The sequence below is a fragment of the Allosphingosinicella sp. genome, from assembly GCF_036387215.1.
Classification (GTDB): domain Bacteria; phylum Pseudomonadota; class Alphaproteobacteria; order Sphingomonadales; family Sphingomonadaceae; genus Allosphingosinicella.
Map to the genome: position 1 here is coordinate 1 of NZ_DASVUE010000223.1, position 3,593 is coordinate 3,593.

At 71.3% G+C, this 3,593-nt stretch carries 2 protein-coding genes and 1 pseudogene; all 3 read right to left on the bottom strand.

The features are described from left to right. Positions 1–36: 36 nt before the first annotated feature. Positions 37–1,200 (bottom strand): deoxyguanosinetriphosphate triphosphohydrolase, encoded by a 1,164-nt coding sequence (locus tag VF662_RS08735; protein ID WP_464139952.1) that lies wholly within the window; start codon positions 1,198–1,200, stop codon positions 37–39. After that, positions 1,197–3,227: an SPOR domain-containing protein gene (locus VF662_RS08740; protein WP_464139954.1), complete on the bottom strand. Its 2,031-nt coding sequence runs from the start codon at positions 3,225–3,227 to the stop codon at positions 1,197–1,199. The genes VF662_RS08735 and VF662_RS08740 overlap by 4 nt, the downstream gene beginning before the upstream one ends. A gap of 143 nt (positions 3,228–3,370) precedes the next feature. Further along, positions 3,371–3,593 (bottom strand): annotated as a pseudogene (locus tag VF662_RS08745) (cell division protein FtsZ); the annotation flags it as partial.

Genomic DNA, 3,593 nt, shown 5'->3' on the forward strand with positions numbered 1-3,593 from the left:
GCCGCGCTGTAGCGGATGCCCCTCCTCAAGGTCCAGTCAGAACCCCTCAGGCAGCTGCACCGGCCCGACCAGCTCGCGGTAGCGGTTGATGGCGTAGCGGTCGGTCATTCCGGCGATGAAGTCGCCGATGCGGCGGGTGAGCGCGGTGGGATCGAGATCGGCGGTCTGCCAGTCGGCGGGCAGAAGCGAGGGATCGGAGCGGTAGGCGGCGAACAGGCCGGCGAGGAGCTTCTTCGCCTCGCGCTGGATCTCGAGGATCGGCGGCGAGCGGTACATTCTTGCATAGAGGAACGCCTTGAGCTGGCGCTCGTCCTCCGCGATCTCCGGCGAGAAGGCGGCGAGCGGCCGGCCGGAGTAGCGGACATCGTCCGCAGTCTCGACGCCCGCCGCGGCGATCCGGCGCCGCGTCTCATCGAGCACATCGTTGACCATCCTCCCGATCTGGTCGCGGATGAGCTCGGGCACGAGCCTCTCCTCCCCGAGACCGGGATAGCGGCGCCGCACCTCGTCCCAGTGGCGGGCGACGAACGGGACTTCGAGCAGATCCTCGAGCGTGAACAGCCCGGCGCGAAGGCCGTCGTCGATATCGTGATTGTCATAGGCGATGTCGTCCGAGACGGCGGCGATCTGCGCTTCGAGGCTCGGCCAGGTGCCGAGATCGAGCGGGAATTCGGCATTGGCCTCGGCAAGGGCCCAGCCTGGCTCCGCGACCGGGCCGTTATGCTTTGCAAGCCCCTCGAGCGTCTCCCAGCTGAGGTTGAGGCCGCGGTGGCGCGGATAGGGCGTCTCCAGCCGCGTCAGCAGTCGGAGCGTGTGGGCGTTGTGATCGAAGCCGCCGGCGCCTGCCATCGCCTCCTGCAACGCATCTTCGCCCGAATGCCCGAATGGCGGATGGCCGATATCGTGGGCGAGGCAGAGCGCCTCGGTGAGGTCCTCGTTCAGCCCGAGCGCCCGCGCGAGCGTCCGGCCGATCTGCGCGACTTCGAGGCTGTGGGTGAGGCGGACGCGGAAATGGTCGCCGTCCGGCGCGACGAACACCTGCGTCTTGTGGCGGAGCCGGCGGAACGGGACGGAGTGGATGATCCGGTCCCGGTCGCGCTGGAAGGCGTCGCGCGGACCGCGCGTCTCGCCGCCGCCGGTCGCATGGAGCCGGCCGCGCGAGGCTGCAGGATCGGAGGCGTAGGGTGCGAGCGCCGTCACTTGGCGGAAAGCTTCACGATCTCCTGGCCGGCGGGGCTCGTCCAGCTGAAGGCGGAAAGATCGAGCTTGGCGAGCTCGTTGACGAAATCCTGCGCTTCCTTGGGCGTCTTGAAAGGGCCGACCAGCAGGCGGTTGGTGGCCTTGAGCGGCGTCGTCCACGGCGTCTTGCCCGCGAGCAGCTTCGGCGCCTTGGCCTTGATGCGATTGAACTCGCTGGTCATCGCAGCCTCGTTGGCGCCGCCGGCAATCTGGACCCAGTGGCGGCTCGGCTCCTTGGGCGCGGCCTCCTTCTTGGCCGCTGCGGCCTTGTCGGCTGCCGGCTTTTTCGCTGCGTCGGACTTGTCGGCTGCACCCTTTTTGGCCGCGTCCGGCTTGTCCGCTGCACCCTTCTTCGCCGCCTCCGGCTTGTCCGCCGCACCCTTCTTCGAAGCGTCGGCCTTTTCGGCCGGCTTCTTCGCCGCTTCCGCCTTCGCGCCCTCGTTTTCCTTGGGCTTGGCTTCCCTGGGAGCCGCGGTCTTCGGTTTGGCCGCCGGCGGCGTTGCCTTTGCCTCTGCGAGCGGGACCGGCTTCGGCGCGGGCTCCGCAGGCTTCTCCTCCGGAAGCGACGCGATGGCGGCGGCGATGCCGGCGAAGGTTGATCCGACGCTCGCGGGCGCGGGGGCGGCCGCCGCGGGCTGCTGCGGGGACGGCTGCGGCACCTGGACGGAGCTGGGCGGCAGCTCGGTCGTCTGGATTGAGGATGCGGGCGGCTGGGCGGGCGGTTGGGCGGCCGGCTGCGCCGATGGCTGGGCCTGCGCGAGCTCCAACGGACGCGCTTCGGCGGCGGCCGCAGCGGGCGGCGGCGCGGCCGTGGCGGTTTCCGTGGACAGGCTCTGGACGATGGCGCCGAGATTGGCCGCAGGGGCGGGCGCGGGATTGTTCGCGGCGGCTTGTGCCGGGGCGCTGACCGGAGGCTGGGATACGACCTGCGCCGGCGGCGGCTCCGAAGCCGGGACCGTGGGTAGCTGGACCCGGCGCCCGATCACGACGGGAGTGGATTGCTTGGACCGGCTGCGGTCGCGGCGCTCCCGCTCCGGCTTCTCGCGGCCGGCGGTCTGCACAGGCGCCGTCGCGGCCGGGGCGGGATTGGAAGCCGACTTCGAGCGAGCGCCGAACGCCCGCTGGTTCGTATCCGGGCGTCCGGCCTGCGTGGCCGCATCCGCGCTCGGGACCTGAACCGGCGTGGCGGCGGCATATTGCCCGCCTGTGCTCGGAAGCGCCCGGCCGTCCTCCGGGAACTGGCCGAAATGCACCGCCATCGCGCGCTGCGCCTGGTTCAGCGAGGAGAGCTTGGCGAAGAAGGGCTGGAGCTGCGCCGCCTGGGCGGGAATGGTCGACTGCGCGACCTGGGTGGCGCCGGCGGCGTCGCCGGTGAGCGCGAGGATGAAGGCGCGGGTGCGCCAGGCGGCGCGGTCCTGCCGCCGGAGTTGCGCGTCGATCGTCGACAAGGCGCGGGCACGGTCGCCGCTGATCGCCAGCGAAAGCGCAAGGCGGCGGCGGACCTCGTCATCCTCCTCCCGGCTGAGGGCGCGCGTATAATCGGCCTGCGCGCGGCGCGGATCGCCGTCGAGATCGTAGATGAGGCCGCGGTCGCCGGAGAATTCGGCCTCCGGCACGCCGAGGCTCGCAGCCTCGGTGAACAGCCGCATCGCCGTGCGGGGCTGCTCCATCGCCAGGAAGGCGGAGCCCATTCCCGCCTTCACACGGCCGTCGCGCGGGGCGATCTCCTCGGCGCGGGCGAAGAAGGTGAGCGCCGCCTGCGGATCGCCGAGCTCTAGCGCCGCCTTGCCGGCGCCGGTAAGCGCGCTGAGGCTTCGCGGCTGCTCCGAAAGGGTGCGCAGGTGCCGGGTGAGCGCGGTGCCGGCATCCTCGCGAACGCCCGGATATTGCTGCTGCACCTGGGCGGCGGCCGGGGCAGCGGCGAGAGCGCTTGCCGAACCGGCAAGGGCAAGGGCCAGCCGCAGGGTCTTCTTCTTGAAGGAAATCATCGCGCCGATAATGCCGATTGCAGCTTTATGGGCAATGTATCGCGCCGGCGCTGCAAGCCGAGACGGTGCGGCGGGAGGACGAAAGGCGGCCGAGCCGGGGAACGGCTTCCCCTCCCGCGGATACGGGAGGGGAAGGCACGGGATTACTGGTTGTTCTGGCGCCCGAGGAAGCGCGGAATGTCGAGCGGATCGCGGGTGCCTCGGCTCGGCGCCGGCTCCTCGTCGACCTGCGCCTTGGCGGCGCCGCGGGCGATGTTCGACATACGCTCGAACAAGGTGCCGCCCTCGCGGCGCGGAGCGGCGGCAGCGGCCGGCTCGCCGGTGAGCCAGCTGCGGTTGCCGGCGGAAGGCTCTTCCTGCGCGGGC